Raw genomic sequence first — 23,877 nt, forward strand, 5'->3', positions numbered from 1 at the left:
TGTCTTTTTCTGAAAGCGTCCCGAAACCCATCGCCGGGTAAATGCGGGATAACCGCTTTCAGGAGCAATGATCCATGGCCGCGGCAGTTATTTCGTGCACCCCATCCTCAAGAACGCTCCTGTAAAAGTCGACCCTGAGGCCTGTCGCCTTTTGGTAGGCGTCGCTCACCGTTCGCTCGAAGTCCCCGGCCATGGAGTCCCGCACCAGGGCTATGGCGCAGCCGCCGAATCCCGCGCCGGTCATGCGCGCGCCGGCGCAGCCGGGGGCCCGGGCGGCGGCGTCGACCAGTGCGTCCAGCTCGTATCCGGTCACCTCGTAATCATCGCGGAGGGACCGGTGCGAGTCGCTCAGGAGCCTGCCGAAGAGCTCAAGGTCCTTTTTCCGCAGGGCCTCCACCGATTGGAGTACCCTTGTGTTTTCAGTGATGACGTGCCGCGCCCGCCGCATCAGGACGTCGTCACGGATATGGACGAGGTCCTCCGACGCCGCGCCGGCCAGGTTCTTTACGGCCGGGTTGCGCTCCCTGATCAGGCGAAGGGCCTCTTCGCACTGGGCCCGGCGCTCGTTGTACTTCGAATCTGCCAGGGCGCGGGGCTTGTGGCTGTTCATTATGATGAAGCTCCGGTCGCCGGTGTTGACCGGCACGTATTCGTATTTCAGCGAATCTGAATCGAGGAGGATGGCGTGGCCTTTTCTGCCCAGGGCCACGGTGAACTGGTCCATGATGCCGCACTGGACGCCGATGTGGCCGTTTTCCATGTCGCGCATCAGGAGGGCCAGCCTGACCCGATCCTGGTCCGATGTCACCGAGGCGGAGATGATCATGAATGCGGTGAGCACCTCCAGGGCCGCCGATGAAGAGAGGCCCGATCCCTGGGGCAGGGTGCTCGAGTAGAGGATGTTCATCCCCCGTGAGAGCGTGGCGCCGCTTTTCCTGACGTACCGCAGCGCCCCCAGGGTGTAATTGGCCCATCCCGGCGCTGAGCCGGAGGAAATGTTGCCTTCGAGGTCGGCCGTTACATCGCCGGGGACCTGCTCCGACTTCATCCGGATCACAGTGTCGTCCCGTTCCTGCATGGAGCCGGTAATGCCCAGGGAAATGGCCGCGGGAAACACAAAGCCGCCGTTGTAGTCCAGATGTTCGCCGATGAGATTTATTCTGCCGGGAGAGAAGAAAGATCGGATTGGTCCTCTATTGGAAAAAAAGCCGCTGTTCCGATTATCGCTGTATGTCAGGTTCGGCATTATTCCGTCTCACTGGTCTGAAAAGGTCGCAATGTAAAACGATTCATTATAATAATAGATGTAATATACTTAAATGGGGGCGAAACGTGTTAAATCTATTTAAAAATCACGGATTTTGGGGATATGATAATAAAAAAAGCCGGGCATAAAGCCCGGCTTTATTATGGCAGTTTCTTTGTTCTGTTATATTCTCATGCCCAGCTCCACCATGAAGGTGTGGTTCATCCCGCTGTATTTGTAGCTGGGATTGAGCATGTATGTCTGGGCGACGTCATCCAATGAATTGGTGGTTATGTTGTAGCTGATGCCGTCTTTTTTGACAGACACTGGCACCAGGTACTGGAACTGGTACGCCAGGCCGATGATGACCTGGCCGTTGAGCCTCCACATCTTCGGCACAGTGAATTTAAGCCCCAGGGAAGCGTTGATCTTGTCGTTGTCAAGAAGGTTGTATACTCCGGTGACATACTTTGTCGAGGTGGTGCCGATCCGTATGGCGGCCATGGATCCGGCCTTCTTGTCAAGGACGCTGGGCACGTAGCCGAATCCCACCATGACCGACAGCCAGTTGAGGGGCGTGTCATACTTGAAGCCGACTTTAAACGACATGGTATCGCGGAATTTGGGCAGCATCTTGGGATAGTGGAACTTCATCACCTTGGAGAAGTCGCTCTTAGACCACAATTCATAATTCAGGTCTGCGGATATGGAGAAGACATTGGCGTAGGTATAGGCTACGCCGCCGGTCATGACATGGGGCGTATAGTAGTCGAAGATGGCCAGCATGAGGTTCATGCCGATGGCCCCGCCGAGAATGCCGGCAGCGGCATCGAAGGGATCGATTTTCAGTTTCGTTGCCTGGCGGTATGAGGCGCCGATATCGAGAATGTGGCGGCCCCGCAGGGAGGATACGAATTGCAGCGGGCTCAGGTAGATGCCGGCTATGGCGCCGGGATTGATGCTCAGGTCCATGTTGGTCTGGCCGATGGGGATCTGGGGATCTCCGGTCAGCTGGGCTTCCATGTAGAGCTTTCCCTTTCCGCCGAAGGCGGCGTTGATGCCCACGCCGCCGCCCAGGGCGTCGTTCAGGAGTCCAAACCCGAGGCCGATCAGGACCGTGGCTCCCTGGATTTCCCTTCCATAACGTATATAGTTGTGGGTCCGCGGGTCGATATCGTTCACTTTGACCAGGCTGAAATCCCAGTTCATTCCCATCCCGATGCCAAGGCGGCATGATGAAATGAATTCCGGCAGCTTGATGACGTTATTGATGTCCAGGACGCCGCCGATGAGGATGAATCCATAGGGATCCATCTTGGTAGCGTTGGTTTTTTCCGGGTAATACTGGGGATTGGAGCCGCTGGTCCTGTTATAGCGACTGATGTCCAATTTGAGCTTGGGAATCGTCGCCAGCACGGTAATGGCGAACTGGTTGGGATAGATATCCTTTTTAGGCGCCTCGGCATCGCCCTCGGCTTTTCTGAGCTTAAGGGTCATTTCCCCTTCTTTGGCGGGCGCTTCAGCTGCAAGGTTCCTGGTCTTGCCGAGACCGGCCACGTTATAATATACCGATGACCAGTCGTTGACGACCGCCGTCATGGCATTTCCGCGAGCCATCCCCTCCGCGGAAAAACCGTAGGTGTCTTGGAAGCCACCCGCGAACAGGTTTGCGGATATGCCTATTGAAAAAAGAGCTGTCATGATAACTAATGCATGTTTTGATTTCATTGCCGCACCCATTATCTCCTGAATTATTTGTTTTTTCCGAACATGTTTAAGGCTGATTTACCTAAACAATATTCCTCCATATAACAACTTAAGGATACAAACATGCCGCATATTTTGTATCCCAAGGTCCCATTTTGATGAAATATTATAAACCGTCTGGACGGTTTATAATATAAATTTTATTTTATAGTGAAAATCTTAATGATTCTTTTTTCATATGATTGTTTTGTTTTTTCTGCTTGTTATATCTTCTTGTAATGGAATAGGAATTGTGAATGTGAAAACAAATCTTTTGATATTTAAAAGATTAAGAATTCAACATTCGTTTTCTTATACATGCATAATACCTATAAACTAATATATAAGTGTAAGTACACATAATAGATCGACATAAATTTGTCAATTAAAACTGACACTTCAGTTTCAAAAACATGTAAGATGTTTTGTTTTCTTCAAATGGTTTGATTCTTCTGAGTCGTATTTAATAGAAGAATAATGGAAAAATATTGACATTTTACAAATATTGAAGCTTGAATATTTTCTCCAGATAGTTATCGGTGCATTTAACAGTATCCTGTTGCTTAATGTGTAAGAATAAAATGTACACCATGCAGCAGATAATAGCTGTGATGAGGTTTGTCGCATAATGAAACAAGCGAAATGAAATAGTGCTTTACGTGATATTCATTTATTGTACACAATGCATTGCATACAAGAGCTTGGAGAAAAAAAATATGCTGAAAAAGGGAGAGCAGACCAGGGAGCGTCTTTTACAATGCGCGGAAAAAGCGTTTTCCAAAAACGGATATTATGAAACGCAGGTTTCCGACATTGTAAAGATGGCCCATGTTGCGAAGGGGACCATTTACCAGTATTTTAAAAATAAAGACGCCGTTTTCAAGACTCTTCTCGGGAATTATCTCCGCCAGTGGGAGAAGGCCATCGCCCTGGACCTGAGCGTCTTCGGCGGCAGCAAGTCGGATTCATACTATGCCATGGAGTTCCTGCGGCACCGTCTGAAAAAAACCTCTGATTACTGGGGTGAGAACCAGGATAGGACGAATATCATCCTCAGGATCGCCGTGGGCCTCAACGCCGAGTTCGAATCGGTCATGAGGGTCTTCGAGGATAAAATAGTCAGGGTCATCATGGGAGACATCGAGCTGGGTCAGAAATGGGGCAACGTCCCCAAGGATATAAATGTCGAAATCGCCGGCAACGCCATTCTCGGCGTCGTGTTCAGGCTTTCCTATCATTTCTATGTTCTGAAGAGAAAAAAATTCCAGAAGATGAACAGGGAGGATATGGAAAACGAGGTGCTGCGCCTGGTTGCCAACCTGCTTAAAATGAGCGCATGATCGCGCCCCCGGACGTCTTCCTGCAGAAAGTTATCAGGCCCATGGCCATTACCGTTCTATGTAGGTGACTGCGCCGACGAAGCTTCTCTGCCAGTATGCCAGGTTCATATCGGCGATGCCGACGCGCTTTCCCCATGATGGAGCGTGGATGAACCGCGACTTGTCTATGAAAATACCCACGTGGGAGATCCGGCGCTTATAGATCTTGAAAAAAACAAGGTCGCCGGGCCGCGCCTCATCCAGGTCGATTTTCCTGCCGCCCTCGTACTGGTCGACCGTTGACCGGGGCAGGGTAATGCCGTTTTCCCGATACACGAATTGCACGAATCCTGAGCAGTCGAATCCCTTCGCACCCATGCCCCCGTAATTGTAACGGTCGCCGATATGCTTTTTCGCCGTATCGAGGATGCCGGTCCGCAGGGTGCCGGAGTCCCCGGCCCATAGGCCGGCGAAACCGATGGCGGCGACAAGGGCCGCCGCTGCCAGGGCCGGTTTTAGTGTATGTAATGCCATGCCATGTTCCCCATGTAATGCCGATAGTCTACTATAATGGGGCGGGCGGACAAGCATTTTTTCTGTGATTGTGCATCCCATTCTGGATACACTCTGAATAATTATCAATTGACATGATTGAACGGCGCTGTATAATAGCGGACAGCGTGTGTGCTCATTTCATTGGGGACTGCATTGGTGGAACGAAAAAAAATATTCATTGTCGAGGATGCCAGTATCGTCGCTATGGAGCTGCGCAGGATCCTCGAGAGTATCGGCTACGACGTCTGCGGAATAGCGGGCTCCGGGGATGAGGCCATCGAGATGTGCCTTGCGTCCCCGCCGGAACTCATACTCATGGACGTCAAGCTCCCGGGCAAGCTGAATGGCATCGAGGCATCGCGGGAGATCCGGAAGCACATCAATGTACCGGTCATATACACGACCGCCTATTCGGACAGTGATACGGTCAGGGAAGTCCAGAAATCGTATCCCTTCGGTTTTGTCATCAAGCCCTACCGTGAAAAGGACCTCCTGGTGGCCATCGAAACGGCCTTCACCCGCTACGAGTATGAGCGCAAGCTTGAGATAAGCGAGACCAAGTACAAGAGCCTCTTCGAGGGATCGAGCGATATCATATTCACTCTCGACGAGAACTTCACCATACTGACCGTGAACGGCGCGATCATGAACTACCTGAGCTTGAGTCCCGACGAGGTCATATCGAGAAACCTTATGGATCTTCTTTCCTTTCCTGCTGAGGGGGAATCCATGCAGATGGATTTTGCCCGGGAAAAGCTTGATTCCTTCGCGAAGTCCAGGCGGCCGCAGAATTTCAAGACCGTGTTCAAGGTCAAATACAATCACGAGCCCGTCGAGATGAATGTGCGCCTTGAATTCATCAACATACCGGACGGCAGGCTCATCATGGGGAGGGCGTTCAGGGTCGTGGAGGACGAGCTGCTGAAATTTTTCGTATCCGAGAAGCAGAACCTGGTAATGGGAAACCAGCTGTTCCTGGTGGGGGATATCACGTTCCGGATGACGAGAAACCTCAAGCGCTATCTCGACGCCGACACCGTGGAGTTGATGCGGATGGCCCTGGTTGAGATGATCGTCAACGCAATCGAGCACGGCAACCTGGAGATTTCATTCGAGGAAAAATCGGAGGCCCTGAAAAGCAGCAATTATTTCGACTTCATCAACCATCGCCAGGCCAATCCGTCATTCCGTGGCCGAAGGGTTCATGTCGAGTATTCCATCACTCCCGATGAGGCCTGGTACATGGTTACCGATGACGGGTCCGGCTTCGACCATGAGGAATTGTTCAAGCGTGATATCGCCGATATAAACATGGCCATGGGCACTCACGGCCGTGGCGTTCTCCTGGCCGCGAAAATATTCGATGAGGTCCGCTACAGCGACGGGGGAAACAGGGTGATGCTGGTCAAGAGGATCGGGGGCGCCGGCGGGGATTAGGGCGCTCCCGGTGATCGATCACTTCGCGGGGCCGACCCTGGCATAGCGCCGGATGGTATCCCCCGTTTTCAGCAGCATGATCTTCTTGTCTATCGATACTATTTCGCCATAGACCGTTTTGAATGATTTCTTGTCCGATGCAAGGCGTATTTCCGCTCCTTCAACGACATAACCGATTTTTGCCCGTTTTGAGATATAGAGGCCCTCTCGCGTGAAAACCTCCCTGTTCTCTTCATCGGTTATGATTTCCTTCTTGCAGTTCCCGTCACTCCTGCATGAATCTCCGGTCCACTCCCATTCGCCGATGAGGGCGGTGCGATGATCCTGACGCGAACAGGATAGTACAAGCATCAGGGCTACGCAGGACAATGCTATTATCATAAATGATCTCATGTATTACTCCATCATAATGCTAATTGCTGACAGTCCCACTGCGGCTCTGCCTGCCCATGGGAGCTGAGCTGTCGATACCATTCAGTGGTATCTTATGAATCCATGTTACAGGAATAATTGCCTCTACGGAACAATCAAGAACATAATGGGTAAATTTTGACGCATGTAAATGCGGCGATGGAGAAAATACGACGCCTGCGGTATTGTATCACGGGGCACATCCCATGGTCGTCGCACCGGCCTGCCATGATTCAGTGTTCCCCCTGGATCATCGGGCCGGCGTGTTACCTGACATGCACCCCGCTCTGTTTTGTGATCCGGAAATGTGTTGCGACGGCCAGGATCAGCTTAATGCCTGAATTGCTTTATCAAACTCTCCAGTTGATTCTCCTTGGCTTTCACAATTTCCTTATACTCGTTAGTCGCCGTATGGTGCCTTTCGACCATGGCTGTCTTGAGCTCCCTCTCCAGCAGGAGAACGATAAAATCAGCGTCGTTTTTCGATAATTCGAGATTCATAATTACCTCCCTAAAATGTTTACGCGGAGAACTAAAATGTCTCTACGAACTATGCCCTCACTAGTAATATAGCAATAAACCATCAGAAATCAAAAAAAATTATTCCATGTAAATTTTTTTCAATTTGTGAAAAATTGCCGTTAAATGGTCTCTTTTTCAAATTTATACAAGTTTATATTGGGGAAATATGGTATACTCTTAAATAGTATGCGAGGCATCGTGGCAGCAGTTTAGGCATCGTCCCTGGGCCGTGACCCGCATAATGATTGACAAAAAAAATCAGTACCTGTAGCCTGCTTTGATTTTTCATGAAATCCGTTGACTCATAGATCGCATTTCTGCAGAACGAACCGGACCGCTTGTGTGCGGCAACCGCTTTTCCCCTGGGAGTATCGCATTGAGCAAGAAGTATTCACCAATATCGATTTTCAATCGTTTGAAGACCATTGTCATGGGAGACGCCCGGAGTATTTCCGATCCGGGCATTTTTCACAAGCTGTCCCTGATCGCCTTCTTCGCCTGGGTTGGCCTCGGCGCGGACGGCCTCACCTCGTCATGTTACGGTCCCGAGGAGGCCTACCTCGCCCTGGGCAGACACGCCCACCTGAGCATATTCGTGGCCCTGGGAACGGTGATCACGATTTTCGTCATCAGCGCGAGCTATCACCAGATCATCGAGCTCTTCCCGACCGGGGGAGGGGGATATCTCGTGGCGAGCAAGCTCCTCTCACCGTCGGTCGGCATGGTCGCGGGTAGCGCCCTTCTCATCGACTATCTCCTGACGATCACCCTGTCGGTGGCCAGCGGCGCCGACGCCCTGTTCAGCTTTCTGCCCCTGTCAATGCTCCCCTATAAGCTTCCGGTGGCGGTCGGCGGGGTTGGTCTTCTCATCATCCTCAATCTCCGCGGCGTGAAAGAATCGGTCCTTCCCCTGGTCCCGATATTTCTCCTCTTCATCATCACCCATTCCTTTGTCATCATCTATTCGATCTCATCGCAGGCCATGAATGTGCCGGTCGTTGTCGACGCCACCGCCGCGGGGATCAGGGCGTCCAGCGCGGAGCTGGGTTTTGCCGGCATGGTCTTCCTGGTGTTGCGGGCCTACAGCATGGGCGCCGGGACCTTCACCGGCATCGAGGCCGTGTCCAACGGGATGTCCATACTCCGGGAGCCGAAGGTGCAGACGGCCAAGCGCACCATGAATTACATGGCCACCTCCCTCGCCATCGTCGTGGCGGGGTTGATGGTTGCTTACCTCCTGTATAACGTTCACCATGTCAAGGGGAAGACGCTCAACGCGGTCCTGTTTGATCAGTTAACGACCGGGTGGGGGACCGGCGGCGTCGTCTTTGTCTTCGTCACGCTCTTTTCCGAGGCGATACTGCTCTTTGTCGCCGCGCAGACTGGTTTTCTGGGCGGGCCGGCCATTCTCGCGAACATGGCGCTGGACCGGTGGGCGCCGGGCCGCTTCGCCTCCCTCAATGACCGCCTGGTGACGCAGAACGGGATACTCATCATGGGGATCGGCTCCGTCATGCTCATGATCTACTCGGGGGGATCGGTCAAGTTCCTTGTCATACTCTACAGTATCAACGTCTTCGTCACCTTCACCCTGTCGCAGATGGGCATGGTCCGCCACTGGTGGCAATCCCGTGCGAAGGTGGGCCACTGGCGCAAGAAGATCCTGATAAACGGCATCGGCCTGGTGCTGACCTCGTTCATCCTCGTCACGGTGGTGGTGCTGAAATTCAACGAGGGAGGCTGGATCACCATATTCATCACCGGCTCGCTGGTGGCAGTTGCCATCATCATCCGACGGCATTACCGGAGGACCGGGAAGCTCCTGAAGCGCCTCTCCGGGCTGGTGGAAGTCGCCGACATGGAGATGAAGAACATAGAGTCAAAGCTGCAGAGCGGCGGGAATCCCCCTCCCGAGCCGCAGTACAATCCCAAGGATAAAACGGCGGTGCTCTTCGTGAACGGGTTTACCGGGACAGGGCTCCATACGCTTTTTAACATCATACGCCTATTCCAGGACATGTACAAGAATTTCGTTTTCGTCCAGGTCGGCCTTGTCGATTCCGGCGTGTTCAAGGGAACGGAAGAGCTGGCTGCCCTGCGCGACCACATCAAGAATGATTGCAACCGCTACGTGGAATACATGGTGGCCCACAATCACTACGCCGAAAGCGTCACCGCCATCGCCGTAGACGTAATCGAGGAAACGGTACGATTGGCGCCGGGAATTTTAAAAAAGTTCCCCAATGCCATTTTCTTCGCGGGCCAGCTGGTGTTCCCGGAGGATACGTTTTTCTCGCGATGGCTCCATAACTATTCGGCCTTTGCGATCCAGCGGCGCTTCTATCAGCAGGGAATTCCCATTGTCATTTTGCCGATCAGGGTGTAATGCGTCTCTGATGATCAATACACGGCGCACTTCATGAAAGATGTTTCGCCGCCGTGATCACTCCCAGGGGGGAATATCATGTCACAGAAAGCCATTGCCGGTAAAATTCTCAGGCTCAGGAAATTCTTCGAAAGCGGCGATACGAAAAACGTATCGTTCAGAAAGAAGCAGCTGCGCTTGCTCAGGAAGGCGATACGAAAAAACGAGGATGCCATCATGGACGCCCTCGCAAGGGATCTAAAAAAGCCCTTATTCGAGTCCTACGCCAGCGAGATCGGCATCCTTTATACGGAAATCCGCCATGTCCTCTGGCACCTCCGGTCATGGTCCCGGAAGCGCGCGGTGAAGACTCCCATCATTCATTTTTATTCGACCAGCGCGGTGCGCCAAGAGCCGTACGGCGTGGTCCTCATCATCGGCCCCTGGAACTACCCCTTCCAGCTGATCATCGCGCCGCTCATCGCCGCAATCGCGGCGGGCAACTGCGCCGTCATCAAGCCCTCGGAGCTTGCGCCGGCCACCTCACGCCTGGTGGCGAAGATCATACGCGAGACCTTCGGCGACAATTACATTACCGTGATCGAGGGCGGTATCGAGGAGACGGGGGCGCTGCTCAAGGAGAAGTTCGATTACATTTTCTTCACCGGCGGCACCGCGGTGGGGAGGATCATCATGCGCGCGGCCGCCGAGCAGCTGACGCCCCTGACCCTGGAGTTGGGCGGCAAGAGCCCGGCCATCGTGGACGAGGACGCCCATCTCCCGACTGCTGCGCGGCGCCTCTGCTGGGGAAAGTTCTTCAACGCCGGCCAGACCTGCCTGGCGCCGGACTACCTGCTGGTGCACAAAACGGTCAAGGCCGCCTTCGTCGCGGAGCTGAAGAAGACCATCGTCGAATTTTACGGGGACGATCCCCGGTCGAGCAAGGACTACGCGCGGATAGTCAACGAGAAGCACTTCGACCGCATCACGGGACTCCTTGACGGCGTGAAGGTGATACACGGCGGAGAGAGCGACCGCAAGAACCGCTTCATCGCCCCGACCCTGGTGGACGGCGTCACCCTGAAGGACCCTATCATGCGCGAGGAGATATTCGGGCCCCTGCTGCCGATCATGTCCTTTGGAAAGCTCGATGACGCCATCGCCATTGTGAACAGATTGCCGCGGCCCCTGGCCCTCTATTATTTTTCGAAGAGCGTCAAAAAGCAGGAAAAGGTCCTCGGTGAAACATCCTCCGGCGGCGGCTGCATCAATGACACCGTGTCCCACGTGGGGAGCCAGGAGCTTCCCTTCGGGGGCATAGGCGACAGCGGCATGGGCCGGTACCACGGGAAATCGGGATTCGACACTTTTTCTCACCAGCGGGGGATCCTCACCCGGGACATTCTTGTCGATATGAAGCTTCGCTACCCGCCCTACAACAAGAAGGTGAGGCTGCTGAAGTTCCTGTTCAGGCTGATCGGTTAAGGCGGCCATCGGGGCCTCTCATGCCCGTTGACGCACACCATCGGGGGGATAATGGCTCCTGTCAACTGGGTCATCGTCGCGGTCTACATCCTCGCCATCATGGGCATCGGCTACCTGGCGGGGCGCTCACAGAAAAGCAGGGAGGACTATTTTCTCGGGGGGCGGAGGGTCTCTCCCTGGCTGGTGGCGTCATCCCTGCTGGCGAACCAGGTGAGCGCCATCAGCCTCGTGAGCGCGCCGGCCTTCATAGCGGCCAGGAGCGGCGGCGGGCTGAAGTGGCTGCAGTACGAGGTCGCCGTGCCCCTGGCCATGGTCTTTATCATGGTCTTCCTGGCGCCAGTGTTCCGCGCGGCGGACGGCATTTCCATCTACGAAATCCTTGAGAAGCGCTTTGGCCGGCCCACGCGGCTCGCACTTTCCCTGATCTTCATGATCAACCGCTCCCTGGGGGGCGGCGTGATCCTTCTGGCCACTTCCTACGTGACGGCGGTCCTCCTGAAAATGGATATCCATTCGACAATTCTCCTGGTGGGCGTTGTGTCCATGACATACACCGCCATCGGCGGCATCCTGGCCGATATCTATTCCGACCTGATACAGCTCGTCGTACTATGGGGGAGCTGCGTGGCCTGCATCGTCATCATCATCCAGCACCTCGGCGGTCCTGCCGGATTTCCCGCCTCTGAGGCAGGGCGGCTGCTGGTCTATAATATTCACTCTTCCGGATTGGGGGACGGAGAGACATTTTCCTTCTGGCCCATGCTCTTCGGGGGATTCTTCCTCTATGTTTCCTATTACGGGTGCGACCAGAGCCAGGCCCAGCGTCTCCTGGCCACGAAGGACATGGCAGGCTCCTGGAAGGCCCTCCTGATAAACGGCATCGCGCGGTTCCCACTGGTCATTACCTACTGTTCCCTGGGGGCACTGATGATCATTTTCCTGGCGGGGAACCCTGAGTTTGCCGCGAGAATGAAAGGCCTTTCTCCCGATTACCTGATGCCGCTCTTTTTCATGACCTATGTGCCGGATGGGCTCCTGGGCCTCATCGTGGTGGGGATCCTGGCCGCTTCCATGTCGAGCCTCGACTCCACCATCAATTCCCTGAGCGCCGTCACCTGGGAGGATTTTCTATTGAGAATATTTCCCGACCTGGGGAAACTCAAGGGACGCAGGATTGTGTGGCTCTCGCGCCTGATAACAATACTGTGGGGAACAGCCTCCATTGCCTTTGCCCTGGCCATGGCGGAGCGGTCCGAAACCATCATCGAGCTTATCAACAAGATCGGATCGGCCCTGTACGGGCCAATCGCGGCGGTGTTCATCATTGGGATTTTTTCAAGAAGGATTGGCGGAGCCGGGGCGCTGGCTGGCCTGGCCTGCGGCATAGGAACTAATCTCATGCTATGGGTTTTTTTTGAGCGGCAGGTTTCCTGGATGTGGTGGAATGTTATCGGAGTCATGGCGACCGCCCTTGTCGGGATTGCTTCCGGGGTTTTCAGGAGCGATGGGGCCTCAACCGGGACCGTGATGTTCTCCGCCCTTGAGAGGAAGATTGTTATCCGCTATGGATCAATGCTTGTCGTCTGGTTTGTTGCTATTATCGTGTTCTGTGCCATATCGGAGCGGATTCTGGCTGTTTTCTGATCCGTTAAAGGGCTCTGCCCCCCCACCCCCCCAGTGGGGGGCTTTTTAGGACGGCCCCAGTGTCGTAATTTAAGCGGTTGAAGCGATAACTATCGGGTGGTTACCGATAACTATCGGGTGGTTACCGATAACTATCGGGTGGTTACCGATAACTATCGGGGTGGTTACCGATAACTATCCCGCTGAGGACCTGTTTTTCTTCTAAATGGGTTTTCACCGTGAAGAATTCATTGCGGCGAAGCTTCTCGCCCACTTCCACCGGGGCGTAGTATTCGTTGAAGCCGGTGGTGACGCCGCCCCGGGTGCGCTCGCTCAGGAATATGGATTCCCTGCCGTTGAACCGCCCGTAGTAGTTATGCTTCAGACGCTCCGAGAGCTCGATCACCCGGCCGCTACGCTCCGTCTTTGCCTGCTCCGGCACCGAGTCGCCCATTGACGCCGCCGCAGTGCCAGGCCGCGGCGAGTAGCGGAAGGTGTGTACGTGGGAGAATCCTACATCGCCGATGAGGCCAAGGGTCTCGAGAATATCCCCCTCTGTCTCGCCGGGAAACCCGACGATGACGTCCGTGGTGAAATTGAAGTCCGGCACCGCCTCCCTGATACGGCCGGTCAGGGAGAGATACCGGTCCCGGGTGTAGGGTCGATTCATCTTCTTCAAGATCGAATCGCTCCCGCTCTGGAGGGAGAGGTGCAGGTGCTTCACCATGTTGCCGTGGCCGAAGAGCTCGATGAGCTCCGCCGTGACATAGACCGGCATGAGGGAAGTGAGGTGAATCCGGTAGCGCCCCTCCACCGACAGGAGGAGGCGGACGAGGCCGGCAAGGTCCAGGCCCGCGTCGTCATATTTTCCGATCATCACGCCGGTGAGGATGATCTCCCGGTACCCGGCGCCGATGATGCGCCTGAATTCTTCCGTGACCTGGCCGGAGGGCTTGCTCCGGGGTAGGCCACGGACCAGGGGCACGATGCAGTAGGAGCAGAAATTATCGCACCCGTCCTGTATTTTCAGGTTCACGCGGCTGGTGGAGGATTTGAGGGGCGCCGGGAAATGGAAGCGCGCGTCCGCCGGCGGAGTAAGATTTTCGAAGATGTCCCAGTTTCCAACGAGGTCGGGGATCATGAACTTGTAGTCGTTGGGAAGATAAAAGGTGTTTCCCTCCCGGGAGGGTGTCCGGGCGGAGCAGCCGGTCACGATAATCCTGGCGCCTGGCCTGTTCCGCGCCGCTTCCGCGGCATGGTGCACGAGGCGGCGCGTCTTTCCCTCGCTCCGCTGCGTGACCGTGCAGGAGTTGATGATGAACACGTCCGCTTCGTCGCCGCAGACGATCTCGTGGCCCATGTCCTGGAGGGCCGTCGAGACCGACTGGATCTCCGACTGGTTCAGGCGGCATCCGAGGGATGATATCTTGATCTTCATTGTTCTGTTCCCAGGTATCCAAATAATGAAAGGGGCGCTGCGCAGTACAAGTATTTTTTCCAGGCTGCATCCTCTCCCACCTTTTCTATCAGGCAATATTAGATTTGACAGCCCCCTTGAGCGGCGATATCATGCATCGGATGACGAGGAGTTGCGCTGTATGAACATGAATGATAGGATCGTTCGGGTGATAATGATCTGCGCGCTGTGCGCGGGATTTCTCCGGTGCGCCACCATCACGTACCACGAACGGCTGGGGGACTACGGCAGGGAGTCGCGGGAATTCGAGAACATCGAATCCAGGGACAAGGCGTACCAGGGCGTGGCTGAAGAGGAGATCATCATAAAGAACAAGAAATATCATCACCTCCAGTTCGAGGGGCCCCTGGCTGGGCCCGGACGATACCTGGATATTTACCTGCCCGTTGATTATTTTAAAGAAAAGATAATCATAACTGAAACCTCAAAAAAACTGGCGGGCCCGAAAAAGGCCTTCCTGCTGGTGGAGCAATACTGCTGCAGCGATGGATACAAGGAGATTTTCGAGAAGTACAATGCCACGGCCGTGGCTGATCCCCGGGGGGATATAAAAAACAACTTTCATGCCGATGTGGGGGATAAGGATTTCCCGGTATTTTTTCTCAAGCTTGCATTTTCCAACGTGAAGAAATTCAGCGCCCATTATGTTATCTGGAGCCTGAAAGACGGGGGAGGCGCCGCGGTCAGGGAGGGCTTTCACCTTGAACAGCCCTATTCCCTGATCGATGTCAGGTGGAAGGAGAGGAACCCCTTTGTCCTGGGATTGATCAAGGTGGGATATGTCGCGCCGGTCATGGCGGATATCATCTCGTCACCGATCCAGCTTATCGGCGTCATTATCTACTTCGCCATGGGCGGGGCGGTAAAATAGACACTGCGGGCTGGATGAAGGATGCCGCGGAAGTGATAATATAATGAAGGCAGGTATGATATGACGCCGGTGCGGATCATTACACGGGAACAGGCCATGACGGCCATTGAATGCGGCGACTTCGGAAGCGACGTGACCGCGTCGAGCCGGAAGGTGGCGGTGCTCATGACCCAGGACTGGTGCCCCCAGTGGGCTGACATGAAAAAATGGTTCTATTCGCTGGAAGCGGATTGCGATCTCTATGAGTTGATCTATAACAAGGTGGACTTTTTCAACGAGTTCAGGAACTTCAAGGAACGAACGTGGAAGAACGGCCTTATCCCCTACATTCGCTATTACAACGGCGGAAAGCTGGTCGCCGAGTCGAATCATGTTTCGAAGGAAGAGTTCATGCGAAACCTTGGAGTGTAACGCACGGTCGTACCGCCGGATTCGTATTGTAATAGCAGTTAAAACTTGAACGAGGGAAGCAGCTTCAGGGCTTCCTCGGCCTTTCCCTCGATTTTAAGCTTCCCCTGTATGAAGGCCATCTGCACTTTTTTCTTCTTTAAAAGAATGGCGCCCCATGTCCCCGCAGGCGCGGCCATGACGCAGACCGGGTTTTCCGGGATGGCCCCTTCGGTCACGACGGCTTTTCCATTCTTAATGATGAGGGAATAGCGCCTCTCGGGCTGGCCGCCGTCGGGGAGGAGCCGGATCCCGAAGGCCGTTTCCCAGCCTTCGACCGCGCCGGGATCGTATCGTTCCGGAAGATCCATGACCAGGCTCCCTGCCTGGGCGGCGTACCGCGAATCTCCGCTCCCGATGCCAAGGCGTTCGAGGAGCCCCTTGCGGGGGGTCCTGGATTTAATATCCCTGCTGATCATGCGGCGGGTAAAGCGTCCGGGGAAACGGCTATCGAGCTCTTCGAGGTAAACCTCGCGGCGCAGGCGGTTCGATTTCTGAACTGCCAGGGAGAATTTCAGTATCTCCCGCCCCTCAACGGCCGAAAGGCTCGGCGCTTCCCTGCCCAGTATCGCCCCGATGAAGTTGCGCGTCGATCCCTTGAAACCTTCGACCCAATCGTCGCCAGGCACCGCTATATCTTTCCATTTCCCGTTGAAATAGCTGATGGCCGGGCATTTCTTTATGTTCCCGGTGCAGCGATTGATCAGGATGATCCCCTGTGTGCCGGTTATCTCTATCCATTCGTCATTGGCATAATAATGTGAAGGGATCGCAAGGTCCGGTTCGTGGCAGTATTCGCACATCCCGAAGGCGGCCGTATCACGGTATTTCCACATGATCGCGGCAGGGCTGTCCACGACGCCGTCCAGGGATTCGATCCAGGCGGTGACACGCTCGGCCGCGCCCATGAGGAACCACGCCGTGGCCCAGAGGTGGTGACCGTGGTCGAAGGTCTGGAGCCCGCGTCCCTCCTGGGCTTCGCGCACCCGCCATTCCCACGCTGACGGCGGTATTAGCCATCCGCCGGTGCCGCTGATGAGCTTTATGCGGATGTTGGTGGGCGTCCCGATCTGCCCTTCGGCGATCATGCGCTTTGCAGCAACGATGGGCGGATAGAAAACGTAGTTGTCCGACACCTTGAGCACTTTGCCCGCGGCTTTCGCGGCGCTGATCATCCGGTCGGCGCTCTCCAGGGTGTTGGCCATCGGCTTCTGGACCGCCACATGCTTGCCGGCCCTGAGGGCCTGGATCGTCATCTCCTCGTGGAACATCGTCGGGGTGAGTATCTCAACGGCGTCGATGGCCGGGTCCGCCAGCATATCCTCGTAACACGTGTAATGCTTTTTCACGGCCCATTCCTTTTTTCTGCGAAGGGCGGTTCCCTCGTCGGTGTCGCACACCGCGAGGAGTACCGCGTCGCGGTTTTTCACATAACCGGGAAAATGCACATCGGCGATCCTTCCCGCACCGGCGAATCCCACCCGTATTTTTTTCATATCCGTGACTCCATTGGCGTTATTTAACCGATTACAGGCCGATGCGGTGATGCTCGGCCTGCACCCGTTCGCACCAGTTGCCGACGTTCCAGTCGCCGAAGACGCCCATGCCCGAAAGCTCGTTGGGCCCCGCGTACACCGGCACGTGGACCACCGAGAGGCCGCGGTGCGAGGCCGCTTCGGCGAGGGCCGCGCGGAGAGCGGCGACGGTGTCGCCGCCGTATATCCCCCGGACGCCGCCGACCGCGCTCGCCATGGCGGCGTAGTCCACGGCAACGGCGTCGCTGGTGCGGTATTCGCTCCCGTACTGTGCCAGCTGGAGGCCGGTGATGGCCGCCATCCGGCGGTTGTCGAATATCACGATACAGCCGCGGGCGCCGTGCTGGGAAGCGTCGATGAGGATCTGCGGGTTCATCATGAAGCTGCCGTCGCCGCAGAAGGCGACCGGATAGACGTCGCAGAGGGCCGAGAGGAAGACCGCGGAAGACGCGAACCCCATGTAGGAGGAGCCGGTGTCGGTCATGGTCATGCCCTCGCGCTCGTCCTCGACGATCTGGAATCCGTTGGCCTGCACGTCGCCGGCGTCGAAGAGCTTGAGTGCGCCCATCGCGTCAGCGTGTTCGCACACGGTTTTGATGGCGACCGGCTGGGTGAGTATCTCTTTTTTCCAGACCTCGTCGTACAGGGGCGGGCATTCATAGCGGGCCTTCTTGAAGCGCTCCCACTCGGCGCGTTTTGAAAAAAGCTCGCTGGCCCATTGGGACGAGCCGTCCCGCTGCACGCGACCGAGGCCCTTCAGGCGCTCGATCCAGAGACGCAGGTTCGTTTTGGCGTCACCGATTATGCTCACCGACCTGTTGTAGTGCCCGGCGTGGAGCGGCTCGGTGTTGAAGTTGATTACGGATCGGGCGTTCCTCCATGCCGTGCCCGAAGAGTCCCACTGGCACACGGCGCGGGCGCCGATGATGACGGCGAGGTCGGCCTCGTTCATCGCGAAATTCCCCGACAGGGACCCCTTGGAGCCGCCCACTGTCATGTGGCGCGGCTCGGAGTAGGGGACGATGCCGCTGGCGTTGGGACCGGCCACGATGGCCGCGTCGAGGAGCCTCGCGAGCTCGGTTATTTCGGCGCCGCAGCCCCTGGCTCCCTGGCCGATCTTGATGGTGACGCGCCGCCCGTGTTCCGCAGCTTCCGAGGCGCGCCGGAACAAGTCTTCGTCCGCGCAGGCCAACCGCTGCGGCGCCGGGGCCTCAGGAAGCTCGAGTATATTGAAGCTCTTCATTAACACAGGCTGGACGTTCATTGGCGCGAGGAGGAAAAAGGGACGGCCGAAACCGGGGTTCCCGGTCGCCGCTGCTCCCCTGCGGAGGGCAGCGACTACGCTCCAGGGCTCGAAGAGGGAGTAGGCGTCACCCATGACGCCGCAGAGCCTGAGGAAGAGTCCCTGCTCCTCCCTGGGCACCTGCTGCATGTTGAAGCCCTCGCCGTGGGTCGTCTCGTCGCCGTAGATGTGGTATACGCCGGCGCCGTTGGAGGCGGCGCAGAGGGAGCCCGCGAAGGCGTGGAGGGCTCCGGGCCCGATGGAGGTGATGACCGCGGCGGTTTCGCCGGTGCGCAGTTTCAGTGCCGTGGCGGCGTGGGACGCGGCTGTCTCGTGGCGGAAGTTGAAGGTGCGCACGACTCCCTCCGCTTCGTACACGCGAAGAACCTCGGCGATGTCAGTGCTCCCGTGGCCGAATATGGCGCAGTACCGGGTGACGCCCTGGCGGTGCAGGCCGAGGACGATCGCCTCGGAAACGCTGATGTCAGCGAATTGGCTCATGGCGCCGGCCTTCACCGCGGCGTCTATCGTGCCGTAACGGGCGAGGGCGCGGGCCCGTTCGATGCGTGCGGATATCTCCATGGGTCCTCCTTATTTCAACCGTGAGCTAATGGCGTCCCTGAGGGCGGCATCGGCCAGGGTGTCGAGACCGATGGTTTCCATGACGCCGGGAAATTCCAGCACCGGCCGGATGACCGCTTCGTCGATGCCGGCCACGATCTCAGGAAAGGGCCGGTGCGCCGTCTTTGATACGGCGGCGAGCAGGGCCCTGCTTTTTTTCTGGGATTCGCTCCGGTGCGCCGGGTATCCGGCCCCGAATTCAACGCTGAAGAGCCGGTCGAAGATGAAACGGAGATTCACGTCCCCGGCCCATCCGTATCCGTACAGGAGGGGAAGGGAGATGCAGTTGCCCCCGTTGATCTGGCCGAAGAGCCAGGCGTCAGGGCCGCTTGCGATGAGGCCGCAGAATACGCCCGGATACTGGGAAGCCGATATCAGGAAGCCCTCGCCGGTGCCGCAGCCGCCCACGACGAGATCGGCCCGGCCCGCGTTAAGGAGCAGGGCGGCCAGGAAGCCGGTGTTGATATAGGTGAGCTCCGGCTTCTGGTCCGCCGATTTCATGGCGGCGTTGATTATCCTGTGGCCCCGCCCCTCCAGGGCCGCCACGATGGCGGGGTTTTGCGCCACGGCGCTGATTTCATTTACGACTGCGATGTTCATGGCTGTTTTCCTTATAGTATAATTAACGCTTCAAGCCGAGGATGGCCCGCGCTTCATCGGGTGTCGCGATGTCGCGGCCGATCTCCCTCGATATTTTTACAAGCCTTTCGACGAACTGCGCGTTGCCTGACGCCGGCTCACCCTTCCGGAAATAGACGTTATCCTCGAGCCCTACCCGCGCGTGGCCGCCGGTCAGGATGGCCATCACGTTCATTCCCATCTGCCACCGGCCGATGCCGGTGACGTTGAATACCGACCCTTCCGGCAGGTGCCCGATCATGGTGATCAGATTTTTCGGCGTACCCTTGTATCCGCCCATGCCGTCGACGCCCATGACGCAGTTGATGTAGTACGGCTTCGCCAGCAGGTTCTTCGCGATAAGGTTTTCGACTTCGCCGAACATCGACGGGTTGTACACCTCCATCTCCGGCTTGATTCCGCGCTTGAGCATCTCCGCTGCGAAGGCCTCGATCTCCGGCCTGTGGTTCATGAACGGCAGCTCCGCCTTTTCCTTCCCGGTGAAGAACACGATGGATCCCATGTTGAGCGATCCCATCTCCGGGGCAGCGTCCAGGCCTGAAAGGCGCTCCTTGATGGGGATGCCGGGCCCGCCGGTCGTGTTCTGTATGACGACGGGGCAACGGGCCCGGATGCCGCTGTTTATCTCCGAGAATATCGCCGGGTCGCCCACGCCTTTGCCCTGCCGGTCGCGCGCGTGAAGGTGCACGATGGCGGCGCCGGCGTTATAGCAGGCCACGGCGTCTTTGATTATCTCGTCAGGCTGCTCCGGAAGGGCCGGGTTGGCCTCCTTGCCGTGTATGCCGCCGGTCAGGGCGGCCGTTATGATCAGTTTTTCCATGGCAGAGGGTTCCTCCTGGATTTTCTGACGGCTCCCCAGCGCACCAGGGCCCGGGCCGCCGCCACCCACTCGATCACGGAATCGTACAGGGGAACGCCCGCCCTGTTGAGGCGCCCGCGCATGAGCTCCGTGTAGGGACCGCCGGCGGCGCAGCAGACGATCGGCTTTGCCCGGGCGGAGCTCAGGGAGGCGAGGACGTCCACGATAGTCTCGTCGAGGGGCGAATTCTGAAAAACGAAAAAAGGCATGATGATGTCGACGTTATCGTCGCCGGCCAGGGTTTCCAAGACGAGCCGGTAATCGGCGGCTGTGGCCGAGCCGGTGACGTCAACGGGATTTTCCACCAGGTAAAAGAAGCTGAATCGGCTGCGCATCCGGTCCACCGAGGCCCGGGAGAGCTTCACCAGCTCGATGCCGCTGTCGGGAAAGAGGTCGATGGCGTTCACCATCGGACCGGCCCCGTTTGATACGAGGGCGGCGCGGTTGCCGCGGGCGGCCGGCTGAAGAGACAGGGCCTCGCAGGCGGCGAAGCATTCATGGAAGCTGTCGGTCAGGACTGCCCCCGCGGTCCCGAGGGCGCCCCTGTAGACGTGATAGGTGCCGCCGTAGGCGCCGGTGTGGGACACCGACGCCCGCGCCGAAACCGGGTTCCTGCCGGTCTTGAACACAACCACCGGCTTGTCCCGGGCGACAGATTCCCTGACCGCTGCGAGGAATTTATTTCCGTCGGAGAGCCCCTCGATGTAGCTGCCGATCACCGACGTGTCGGGATCACCGGCGAGGAAGGAAATGAGGTCTCCCTCATCGACGTCGGCGCGGTTACCGTAGCTTACCATCTTGGCGATGCCGGTGCGGCAGGCCTTTTCAAGGAAGGCGCAGCCCCAGGTCCCGCTCTGGGTGATGAAGCTCACGGCTCCCCGGGGCGGGCGCTCCAGCCGTTCTTTCGGATAGAAGAAGGAATCAAAGCGGCTCGCGCCGTCGAAGCATCCGATGCAGTTGGGCCCGATGATCCTCACGTCGTGCTCCCGGGCCAGGGAGCGGATTTCCTCTTCGAGCTTCGCGCGGCCTCCGCCCAGTTCCCGCCCGCCCCCGGAAATGACGATGGCGTTATGGCAGCCCAGGGCGGCCATGGCGCGGATGACATCGGGAAGCATGGCCAGGTCGACGATGACAATGACCAGGTCCGGAGCCGCGGGGAGCGCGTCAAGGGACGGATAGCAGGTCATCCCGAGGATCTCCCGCGCGTTGGGATTGACGGGATATATGGTCCTCTCGCCCGGCGCGGACGTCAGCGAGTCAAGGATGATGTTGCCGATCTTTCCCGGCGTCGCCGAAGCTCCCAGGACGGCGATGCTCTTCGGCCTGAAAAAATTCTCCAGGTGGCCGGTCCTGATCGTTCCCCCGGCGGCGCTGTGAGGGTCACGGCCCCGGCGGAGGACCATTTTCGCGTCAACGACGACGCAGCCGTCGGGCCGCGCGATGACCGGATTGAAATCGACCGATTCATACCAGTGAGCGGCGTCCGCGCCGAACCGGCCGATGGCGCCGATTGTACCGGCAAGGGCCTTCATGTCGATCCGTTCGGATCCCCTGAAGCCGGCCAGGAGGGGACGGGCTTTCAGCTCATCTATCATGGCGGTGATGTCTTTCTTTGAAACGGGGAGGGGGCGAAAGGATACATCTTTGAATAAATCCGTATAGACGCCGCCCAGTCCTATCATCATGACCGGGCCGAATACCTCGTCGTGCTGGAGGCCGACGATCATCTCAACACCGGGCGGGCATTGCTCTTCCACGAGTATCCCCGCGTACCCGGCGACTTTTTTCTTTTTAAAGATAGTGTCCATTGCGGCGAATTCCGATTTCAGGCGGGACGCGCTTTCGACGCCGAGGCGGACGCCGCCCAGCTCTGTCTTGTGGAGCACCATGTCGGAGACCAGTTTCATGGCGTAGGGTGGCCGAACGGTTTTGCTGAAGCGGACAGCCTCACCCGGAGAGAGGCAGAGACGGCCGGAGGGGACCGGTATTCCGTACTGGCGGAGCATATCCTTCATCACCGGCTCGGGAAGTATGACGCTTCCGGCCGAGAGAGATTCCCCGCATATATTATCCAATGCCTGCCTGGCGCTGTTATTCATTGGCTGCTCACTTTTTTTTCCGGGCGTCTTCAATGTTCTGCCTGATGTAATCGGTTGAAATGGCCGGGACGAATACGCATGCTATCTGCAGTGGTTCCGAACCGGTGTTCATGGTTTTATGAAGGACCCCGGGAGGAGCGTACATGGCGACGCCCGGTTTAAGATCATGCTCGACGCCGTCAAGCCATGCCTTTCCATTGCCTGACATGAAAATCATGAGTTCCCCCGCTTCAGCGTGGGTATGAAAATCAGTGCAGCCGCCGTTGGGGGCCAGGGTGGAAAGAAGGAACGTGAAGCCCTTTACAGACGGGTCGATGTCGGGAGAGAGGAGGAATTTTATTTCCCGTTCAAAGGGCCTATCAATTTTTGATCCATTGATTTCGGAAAAATCGATAAAGGGCATGATAACCTCCCTTTGGTTAATTTTATATGTATAATATACAATATTATTGCATAATTTGCAATAAATTAATTGATTTTTTTAAAAATTTTTATATCATAGTATATAAGAATCTTTAATTTAATAAAAATCTTTATATATCTGAAATAAATATAATCACAATGGCAAATAATACAATACAATCCCTTGACCGGGGCCTGAAGATTCTAACCATCCTTGGCTCGTCCGATCAGCCCCTATCGCTAAATGAAATTGCGGGCCATTTTACCATCGACCGCTCATCGGTATTCAGGCTGATATCAACCCTTGTGCGAAATAATTTTGTACAGCAGGACGCGGAAACCAAGAAATACACCCTCGGTTTCAGGTTCATGGAGCTTGCCGGTTCATTCAACGAACAGGCAAAAATCGAAAGCGTCATCAGGCCGATCATATCGCGCATATGCGCCGCCACGAAACAGAACACCCACCTGGCCGTTCTCGAAGGCGCCGACGTGGTGTTTCTCGCCGTGGAGCAGCCCCGTGAGAGCATCAGCGTTAACATCGCGGTGGGAACCCGTGAGCCTGCGATTGCCACGGCCCTCGGCAAGGCCATTCTGTCCTTTCGAGATGGCGAAAGCCTGTCGACTCTCCTCGATGGCGCCGATTTGCGGCCATACACGGAGCGGTCCATCCTCTCGAAAGAAACCCTGCTCGATGAACTTGCCAGGGCGAGGAAAGAACGGATAGCCTTTGACCGGGAGGAATACAAAAGCGGCATCGTGTGCATCGCGGCGCCAGTCGTCAATTATCGCGGCGAAGCCCTGTATTCGATCGGCATATCGGGGCCGTCCGGTTTGATGATGCCGCGCATCGATGATTTTGCCCGGATCGTCCGGGACGCGGGGATCGAAGCTTCTTCGAAATACGGATACACCGGCGGCATGGAATAATCATCG

The 23,877-nt window shown here is 56.6% G+C and carries 20 protein-coding genes; 8 read left to right on the forward strand and 12 right to left on the reverse strand.

All coding sequences use genetic code 11. The annotated features are described in order from the left end of the window. Positions 1-58: 58 nt before the first annotated feature. Positions 59-1,246 (reverse strand): galactokinase, encoded by a 1,188-nt coding sequence (locus KA369_21900; GenBank protein ID MBP7738644.1) that lies wholly within the window; start codon positions 1,244-1,246, stop codon positions 59-61. 183 nt (positions 1,247-1,429) lie between these two features. After that, the gene (locus KA369_21905) at positions 1,430-2,974 is read right to left on the reverse strand and encodes a hypothetical protein (protein MBP7738645.1); all 1,545 of its coding nucleotides are present in this window, start codon (positions 2,972-2,974) and stop codon (positions 1,430-1,432) included. Between the two features lie 734 nt (positions 2,975-3,708). Between KA369_21905 and KA369_21910 the strand changes: the two genes are divergently transcribed. Further along, on the forward strand, positions 3,709-4,332 hold the full coding sequence (locus KA369_21910; protein ID MBP7738646.1) for a TetR/AcrR family transcriptional regulator: 624 nt from the start codon (positions 3,709-3,711) through the stop codon (positions 4,330-4,332). A gap of 48 nt (positions 4,333-4,380) precedes the next feature. Here KA369_21910 and KA369_21915 read toward each other — a convergent pair whose 3' ends face one another. Then, positions 4,381-4,845: a C40 family peptidase gene (locus KA369_21915; GenBank protein MBP7738647.1), complete on the reverse strand. Its 465-nt coding sequence runs from the start codon at positions 4,843-4,845 to the stop codon at positions 4,381-4,383. A 177-nt stretch (positions 4,846-5,022) separates the two neighbouring features. Between KA369_21915 and KA369_21920 the strand changes: the two genes are divergently transcribed. Next, positions 5,023-6,303 (forward strand): response regulator, encoded by a 1,281-nt coding sequence (locus KA369_21920; protein MBP7738648.1) that lies wholly within the window; start codon positions 5,023-5,025, stop codon positions 6,301-6,303. An 18-nt stretch (positions 6,304-6,321) separates the two neighbouring features. Here KA369_21920 and KA369_21925 read toward each other — a convergent pair whose 3' ends face one another. Further along, entirely contained in the window at positions 6,322-6,684 is a 363-nt protein-coding gene (locus tag KA369_21925; protein ID MBP7738649.1) for a hypothetical protein, read from the reverse strand. Positions 6,685-7,044: 360 nt separating this feature from the next. Continuing rightward, complete coding sequence (locus KA369_21930; protein MBP7738650.1) at positions 7,045-7,215, reverse strand: hypothetical protein; 171 nt, start codon at positions 7,213-7,215, stop codon at positions 7,045-7,047. A 451-nt stretch (positions 7,216-7,666) separates the two neighbouring features. On the opposite strand from KA369_21930, the gene KA369_21935 reads away from it, so the two are divergent. From KA369_21935 to KA369_21945, 3 genes are all read left to right on the forward strand, one after another. Next, positions 7,667-9,622, forward strand: coding sequence for an APC family permease (locus KA369_21935; GenBank protein ID MBP7738651.1), 1,956 nt, complete (start codon positions 7,667-7,669; stop codon positions 9,620-9,622). 78 nt (positions 9,623-9,700) lie between these two features. Then, positions 9,701-11,086, forward strand: coding sequence for an aldehyde dehydrogenase (locus KA369_21940; GenBank protein MBP7738652.1), 1,386 nt, complete (start codon positions 9,701-9,703; stop codon positions 11,084-11,086). A 51-nt stretch (positions 11,087-11,137) separates the two neighbouring features. Further along, positions 11,138-12,730, forward strand: coding sequence for a sodium/solute symporter (locus KA369_21945; protein ID MBP7738653.1), 1,593 nt, complete (start codon positions 11,138-11,140; stop codon positions 12,728-12,730). Between the two features lie 142 nt (positions 12,731-12,872). Here the strand turns inward: KA369_21945 and KA369_21950 are convergent, their stop codons facing one another. After that, on the reverse strand, positions 12,873-14,147 hold the full coding sequence (locus tag KA369_21950) for a MiaB/RimO family radical SAM methylthiotransferase (protein ID MBP7738654.1): 1,275 nt from the start codon (positions 14,145-14,147) through the stop codon (positions 12,873-12,875). A gap of 160 nt (positions 14,148-14,307) precedes the next feature. On the opposite strand from KA369_21950, the gene KA369_21955 reads away from it, so the two are divergent. Both KA369_21955 and KA369_21960 read left to right on the forward strand, forming a co-directional pair. After that, positions 14,308-15,057: a hypothetical protein gene (locus KA369_21955; GenBank protein MBP7738655.1), complete on the forward strand. Its 750-nt coding sequence runs from the start codon at positions 14,308-14,310 to the stop codon at positions 15,055-15,057. A gap of 60 nt (positions 15,058-15,117) precedes the next feature. Beyond that, complete coding sequence (locus KA369_21960) at positions 15,118-15,468, forward strand: hypothetical protein (protein MBP7738656.1); 351 nt, start codon at positions 15,118-15,120, stop codon at positions 15,466-15,468. Between the two features lie 38 nt (positions 15,469-15,506). Here KA369_21960 and KA369_21965 read toward each other — a convergent pair whose 3' ends face one another. Genes KA369_21965 through KA369_21990 form a run of 6 tightly spaced genes read right to left on the reverse strand, consistent with a single transcriptional unit; the run spans position 15,507 to position 22,942 of the window. Beyond that, complete coding sequence (locus tag KA369_21965) at positions 15,507-17,000, reverse strand: Gfo/Idh/MocA family oxidoreductase (protein ID MBP7738657.1); 1,494 nt, start codon at positions 16,998-17,000, stop codon at positions 15,507-15,509. Positions 17,001-17,031: 31 nt separating this feature from the next. Next, positions 17,032-18,903, reverse strand: coding sequence for a thiamine pyrophosphate-binding protein (locus KA369_21970; GenBank protein ID MBP7738658.1), 1,872 nt, complete (start codon positions 18,901-18,903; stop codon positions 17,032-17,034). Positions 18,904-18,912: 9 nt separating this feature from the next. Further along, positions 18,913-19,542 (reverse strand): RpiB/LacA/LacB family sugar-phosphate isomerase, encoded by a 630-nt coding sequence (locus KA369_21975; protein MBP7738659.1) that lies wholly within the window; start codon positions 19,540-19,542, stop codon positions 18,913-18,915. Between the two features lie 22 nt (positions 19,543-19,564). Beyond that, entirely contained in the window at positions 19,565-20,401 is an 837-nt protein-coding gene (locus KA369_21980) for a 3-keto-5-aminohexanoate cleavage protein (protein MBP7738660.1), read from the reverse strand. Further along, positions 20,389-22,539, reverse strand: a complete 2,151-nt coding sequence (locus KA369_21985) for an acetate--CoA ligase family protein (protein ID MBP7738661.1) — start codon at positions 22,537-22,539, stop codon at positions 20,389-20,391. Before KA369_21985 ends, KA369_21980 begins: the two co-directional genes overlap by 13 nt. Positions 22,540-22,546: 7 nt before the next feature. Then, a complete protein-coding gene (locus tag KA369_21990) occupies positions 22,547-22,942 on the reverse strand; it encodes a cupin domain-containing protein (protein ID MBP7738662.1) in 396 nt (131 codons plus the stop codon). Between the two features lie 158 nt (positions 22,943-23,100). On the opposite strand from KA369_21990, the gene KA369_21995 reads away from it, so the two are divergent. Next, positions 23,101-23,871 (forward strand): IclR family transcriptional regulator, encoded by a 771-nt coding sequence (locus KA369_21995; GenBank protein ID MBP7738663.1) that lies wholly within the window; start codon positions 23,101-23,103, stop codon positions 23,869-23,871. Positions 23,872-23,877 lie beyond the last annotated feature (6 nt).

It is taken from the genome of Spirochaetota bacterium, assembly GCA_017999915.1.
GTDB lineage: Bacteria > Spirochaetota > UBA4802 > UBA4802 > UBA5550 > RBG-16-49-21.